The organism is Gordonia sp. CNJ-863, from assembly GCF_001942325.1.
In the GTDB taxonomy this organism is placed as follows: Bacteria; Actinomycetota; Actinomycetes; order Mycobacteriales; family Mycobacteriaceae; genus Gordonia; species Gordonia alkanivorans.
Window position 1 is genome coordinate 1 of the sequence record NZ_MKKG01000057.1, and the last position, 5,880, is coordinate 5,880.

Genomic DNA, 5,880 nt, shown 5'->3' on the forward strand with positions numbered 1-5,880 from the left:
CTTGGTAGATCCTGATCGCCACATACGGATCATTCGGCACGGGAAACGATGAGGTGAGCAGGGTTCCTTGGAATGCTGCGGTGGGCGCGAATAGGCCCTCGATCGCGATCTGTCGATTGCGACGTTCGTCTGCGTCGGGGTAGAGGCCGGCTGGGGTATCGAAACGGGCCGCGCCGGAGGACAGCATCGTCTGCAAGTTGTCGGGAATGAACAGCACTGTCTGAGTGCGTTGCTCACCGTTGGGGAACGTCACAGTGAACGTCGGTGCGAAGCCGTTGCCGAGGACATAGACGCGGTCGCCAGCTACTCGCAGCGGTTCGTTCACTCGGACGCGTGCAGTGCTCCACGTATCGGGATCGGACTGTCGCACGTCCCCGGTGTAGGTGACGTCGGCTTCGTACATGTCGGGCTGACCGCTCGGCAGGAACCGGGCATCGAAGCCCTCGACGCGGACACAGAATGGTGAGAGATCGGTGCCATCGACGAGGCTGCCTGCGCGGAATGAGTCATAAACCGCGGTCGAGGTGTTGCACAACCCTTGTGTGCCATCGGCGACGAGACTACGGGTGCCTTCGTAGCCGTAGAGTTTGTCGGCCGCGATCGATATCAGCAAGGCGATTAGAGCGAAGTGGAACACGAGGTTGCCCCACTCGCGGAGGTAACCCTTTTCTGCCGAGATCTCTACGGCTGCGGTGGGTCGGTGCGTAGTCGCTGGTCGTGTGGTGGTGGCTCGGCGCCAGCCCCGGAGGTTGGCGTTGATGAGGGCAGCAACCTCTTCGGGTGTTCCTTCTACGGTGTCCTCGAGGTGCCGCGGCAGGCGGGTGAGGTTGCGCGGCGCGGGAACTGGACGGGCTCGCACCGCGCGCAGATGTTCGAGGATGCGGGGGGTGAGGCAGCCCACAAGCGACACGAACAGCAGGACGTAGATTGCGGTGAACCACGAGCTGGCGAAGACGTCGAAGAGCTGCAGTCTGTCCATCCACGTGCCGAGGGCGCCGCGGTCGGCAATGTACTGGGTTGTTTTCTGTTCGTTGAGTGGGCGCTGCGGCAGCAGAGCGCCCGGGATTGCCGCCGCGGCCAACAGGAACAGCAGCATGAGTGCTGTTTTCATCGACGTCAGCGAACGCCACAATCTGGGTAGGGGGCTGAGTCGGCGGCGTGGTCGTCGCGGCGTCGGCGCTTCGATGGTGCCGGTGTGCATCATCGTCGTCGTATGGGTAACGCCGCACCCTGGAAGTCGTCATCACTCGCGAGAGAACGAAGTGCGCGGTCGGCGACGTGGTCCTTAGCTGTCTGCCAGTCGACTCCCAGCACCATCGGCCGCCGGGATTTCCTCGCCCGCATCGCCATCCGGGTCTCACCTGCTCTTCCTGCCCACATCGAAATACTACGTAGCGTAGTATTTCGGTACGCAGATGACAAGCGGTGATGCGCCCCGCTGCGGCGCGCTCGCACTTCCGGGCCGTCGAAGACGTCGCCCCACCAGCCAAGCTCCCCAAGTCTCGTCATGTGCCGCCCCATCAACTACGGTGTATCGAATAGTTTTATTCGGTAGACCGAACTTTGTGACTGAGGGGCGGCAATGCGAGAGGTCATGGCTTCGGCTCGTCCGCGGCTCGCGCGAGCTCGGTCGGGGTCCCTACTGCTTGGTCCGGCGTTCGTCGCAGCCATCGCCTATGTTGATCCCGGCAATGTCGCGTCCAATATCAGCGCCGGCGCCCAGTTCGGTTACCTCCTTGTGTGGGTGATCGTGGTTGCGAACGTGATGGCGGGGTTGGTGCAGTTCCTTTCTGCCAAGCTCGGGGTGGTCACGGGCAGGTCATTGCCGGAGACGGTGCGTCTGCGCGCGTCGCGGACCGCCAGGCTCTCCTACTGGGTGCAGGCTGAGATTGTCGCTATGGCAACCGATCTCGCCGAAGTGGTGGGCGGAGCTATCGCGCTGAATCTGCTCTTCGATCTGCCGTTGCTCATCGGTGGGGTCGTCACAGGTTCGGTGTCTATGGTCTTACTTCTTGTCCAAGACCGCAGAGGGCAGCAACCGTTCGAGCGGGTGATCATTGGCTTGCTGGCTGTCATTGCCATCGGTTTTCTGACAAGCACCGTCGTGGCACCACCTCCCCCCGGGGCTGTCGTGGGGGGCCTCTTGCCGCGGTTCGATGGATCGGAAAGCGTGCTGATCGCGGCCGCCATGTTGGGTGCGACGGTGATGCCTCACGCGGTGTATCTGCATTCAGGCTTGGTGCGGGATCGACACGGCCATCAACCGGAGGGGCCGATCCGGTCGCGGTTGTTGCGTGTGACGAAGATCGATGTCGGTCTGGCGATGCTGCTGGCGGGCGCGGTCAACCTGTCCATGCTGCTGGTGGCAGCAACCACTTTGCGTGGCCGTGAAGGGGTTGATTCGATAGACGGAGCGCATGCGGCGGTCTCCGACACCTTGGGGCAAGTGGTGGCGTTGCTGTTCGCGTTGGGGCTTCTTGCCTCGGGTCTGGCATCAACCTCGGTCGGGGCGTACGCCGGCGCGATGATCATGGACGGGCTGTTGCAGCGCAGGATCCCGCTCATACTCCGACGCCTGATCACCCTGATACCTGCCATCACAGTGTTGGCCATCGGAATTGATCCCAGCCGAGCTCTGATTGTCTCGCAGGTCGTTCTGTCCTTCGGCATCCCCTTCGCACTGGTTCCGTTAGTGCGTTACACCAGCGACAGGATGCTGATGGGCGAGGATGTGAACAATCGAGTCACCACGTCGCTGGCCTGGCTGACTGCAGCGGTCATCATCGTGCTCAACGTCGCCTTGATCTACCTGACGGTCGCCGGTTAAGCGAGTTCGCGCGACGGTTCGATCCCCTAGGCGTCGCGCGGAGCTGACCATTCTTGCCGCAACACATCTAGCACGATCAGGACGACGCCGATGGTGATGAATGTGTCCGCGAGGTTGAACGTGGGGAACCAGCCGGTATGGAAGTAGTCGGTGACGACGCCGTCGGCGGCGCGGTCGATCAGGTTGGTGAGTGCGCCGCCGAGGACCGCGGCAAATCCGATCCGGCCGGCGACCCCCGCGTCGGGTGCGACGTGCACTGCGTAGCCGGCCAGTGCGAGGGTGATGAACCCGGCCACGGCGAGTATGGCCCAGCTGGGCAGCTGATCACCGAGGCTGAATGCAACACCGGGGTTGAACGCTAACCGCAATTGGAGCACTCCCAGATCGGCCGCACTGCCCTCGGTGAGTCGGCTGACAGCGAAGGAGTTGACTGCCAGCCCGACGGAGGTCACCACGACAACCAGGGCCATGAGAACGCCTCGGGGGTGGAGTGTTTTCGTCACTGCCGGCGTCGCGTCGGTCACGTAAAGGCTCCAGCCGGGGTAGAACTCGCTGACGCTGCGGCGGCGTCGCCGGCATAGTTCGGGCACAGCGCTACCGCGCTACCAGTGGCCGCCAGCAGGGTCTCCGCCGAGGCCAGCAGGTCCATCAACTCGGGCCGAGTGAGGCGGTAGAACACCTGCCTACCCTGTGGGCGTCCCTCAACTAGCCCGCAGTCGCGAAGGCATGCCACATGCGCTGACACTGTCGACTGCGCCAAACCCAACTCCCCTACCAGGTCGGCGACCCTGACCTCCCCGCCGGCAAGACGACGCACAATCGCCAAACGGGTGCTATCGGACAGGCTGTGAAACAACGCCACCGCCGCGTCCACATTCGTTCCGGCTCTCGACGTGCAACACCCATCCATGCTATTGATCGTCACCAGACGATAATAAGCGGTCTCCGCCGATGATGAGGGAGGGTGGTCAACAATGTTGATGAACCGCATGGAGACTGTCCTGGTGAACTCGCCGCCCCGGCGGTGGCTGCAGCGCTACGAGGCGCGTGTCTTGACTGCGCTGGGCGGACGGACCCCGGGAGCGCACGTTGCTGAGCTGGGGTGCGGGTCGGGGTACGGCACCCGGCTGATCCTCGACGAGTTCGGCGCCGCGCGCGTCGACGCGGTAGACCTCGATCCGGCGATGATTTCTCGCGCTCACCACCGCCTACGCCGACACACCGGCAGGGCACACCTCGCCCGAGGTAGCGCAACGGACCTGCGTTCAGCATTTCACGACGTCGGCGGCGGGCAGAACGGTACTTATGACGCAGTCTTCGACTTCGCGATCATTCACCACATCCCGAACTGGCGGGAAGCCTTGGACGAGGTGGCCCGCGTACTCAAACCGGGTGGGCGGTTCTTCTTTGACGAGGTCACCGCGACCGCCCTTGCTCGGCCGACCTACCAAGTGCTGTTTGACCATCCGAGCGAGGATCGGTTCACCGCCGGTGAATTCCTGCACGAGTTGTCCCACCACGGTCTCGACGTCGGCGAGCGGTGGCGAACACGCATCGGCGGCGACTACCTGTTGGGTGTCGCCACACGGCAATAGTGAGGTCGACGTGGTGGCTCGGCGGTCGCCCACCACGAGACGTTTCGAACCTTCTCTCACGCGGTGCAGCGGGTAAAGGAGCCCACAGCCTTCAACTACTATCGTGGTTAGTAAACCTAGTCCAGCGCCGAGTGGGAGGGTTCGACAATCGATGGGCCGCGTAAGAGGGACTCGAGCTACCGAAGAGCCACGTGATCGCCGGGCGACTCACGGTGGGCAGCCGCAGTGCTCGGGCTCTCGTGAATGTCGCTGGTCGGTCCGGGCCGGTATTCCGCGACTGCTGATGCTCGCAACGCTGACGGCGGTGGTGATGGTGTTGACCTCGTGCAGCTCGACCGGAGGTGCCGCCTTCAGCAACGAGATTCAGGCCGTCGACAGCTTCGCCGACATCACACAGCCTTCCATCGCTGTGGCCACTGAAGGTGGCGGGCGACTTGCGCCCAACGCGGTTGTCGAACCTGGGCTTCCTATTGTTGTCACGGCCAGTCGCGGCGCGTTGACTAACGTCCGTATTCCCACAGCCAGCGGCCGTCCCTTGGCGGGCTTGCTGAGCGAGGACGGCTCAACGTGGACAAGCACCCAGCCCCTGGGATATTCGAAGCGGTATTCCGTTCAAGCCGAGGCTGTGGGCGTGGGCGGTCGATCGGTCGTCTCGCAACGTTTCACCACGACCTCGCCGGAATCGTTGACCAGCGCGGCCATCCTCGGCGAGAAAACCGTCGGGATCGCCCACACGATCGGCGTGCGGTTCGCCGATCCCATCCCCGACCGAAAGAAGGCGCAGGCGGCGATCACCGTGTCGTCTGACCCCAAGATGCAGGGTGCGTTCTATTGGATCAGCGACTCCGAGGTCCGGTGGAGGCCCGAACGCTTCTGGACACCGGGCACTAAAGTCAGTGTCGCCGTCAACATTTACGGAGTCAACCTCGGCGACGGGCTCTACGGCGACGAGAACTTGTCCTACGACTTCACCATTGGCAGAGCTCAGGAAATCGTTGCCGACGACAACACCAAAACGATCGTCGTCAAACGAGACGGCAAGGTCATCCGCACGATGCCGACCTCGTTCGGCAAAGACAGCACTCCGACGCCCCGCGGCATCTACATGATCGGAGATCGCGTCGAGCACATCATCATGGACTCGTCCACCTACGGAGTGCCTGTCGAGTCCGCAGCGGGATACCGCACACCCGTTCAATGGGCGGTGCAGATGTCCTACAGCGGCATCTACATGCACGGCGCGCCGTGGTCGATGTCGGCCCAAGGCAACAGCAACGTCAGCAACGGTTGCCCAAACCTGAGTCCCGCAGACGCGGAATGGCTCGTGAAGAACACCCTGCGCGGTGACCCCGTCACGGTCAAGAACACCAACGCCGACACGCTGTCGGGAGTCGATGGACTCGGCGACTGGAACATCCCGTGGTCACAGTGGAAGAAGGGCAACACCGACACCTAAGC

General features: G+C 63.1%; 6 protein-coding genes. 3 read left to right on the forward strand and 3 right to left on the reverse strand.

What is annotated here, in order from left to right; all coding sequences use genetic code 11:
• Positions 1-1,204, reverse strand: a 1,204-nt coding sequence (locus BJF87_RS21545; RefSeq protein ID WP_396246754.1) for a cytochrome c biogenesis protein ResB, incomplete at its 3' end; no start/stop codon positions are given.
• Between the two features lie 378 nt (positions 1,205-1,582).
• Here BJF87_RS21545 and BJF87_RS21550 point away from each other — a divergent pair.
• Positions 1,583-2,827: an Nramp family divalent metal transporter gene (locus tag BJF87_RS21550; protein ID WP_075863875.1), complete on the forward strand. Its 1,245-nt coding sequence runs from the start codon at positions 1,583-1,585 to the stop codon at positions 2,825-2,827.
• A gap of 26 nt (positions 2,828-2,853) precedes the next feature.
• Here BJF87_RS21550 and lspA read toward each other — a convergent pair whose 3' ends face one another.
• A complete protein-coding gene (gene lspA, locus BJF87_RS21555) occupies positions 2,854-3,297 on the reverse strand; it encodes a signal peptidase II (RefSeq protein WP_075863876.1) in 444 nt (147 codons plus the stop codon).
• A 50-nt stretch (positions 3,298-3,347) separates the two neighbouring features.
• Positions 3,348-3,737, reverse strand: a complete 390-nt coding sequence (locus tag BJF87_RS21560) for a winged helix-turn-helix domain-containing protein (protein WP_084813244.1) — start codon at positions 3,735-3,737, stop codon at positions 3,348-3,350.
• A gap of 94 nt (positions 3,738-3,831) precedes the next feature.
• Here BJF87_RS21560 and BJF87_RS21565 point away from each other — a divergent pair, with 94 nt between their 5' ends.
• Positions 3,832-4,422, forward strand: a complete 591-nt coding sequence (locus BJF87_RS21565; RefSeq protein WP_316042976.1) for a class I SAM-dependent methyltransferase — start codon at positions 3,832-3,834, stop codon at positions 4,420-4,422.
• A gap of 283 nt (positions 4,423-4,705) precedes the next feature.
• Complete coding sequence (locus BJF87_RS21570; protein WP_075863879.1) at positions 4,706-5,878, forward strand: Ig-like domain-containing protein; 1,173 nt, start codon at positions 4,706-4,708, stop codon at positions 5,876-5,878.
• The last annotated feature ends 2 nt before the right edge of the window (positions 5,879-5,880 follow it).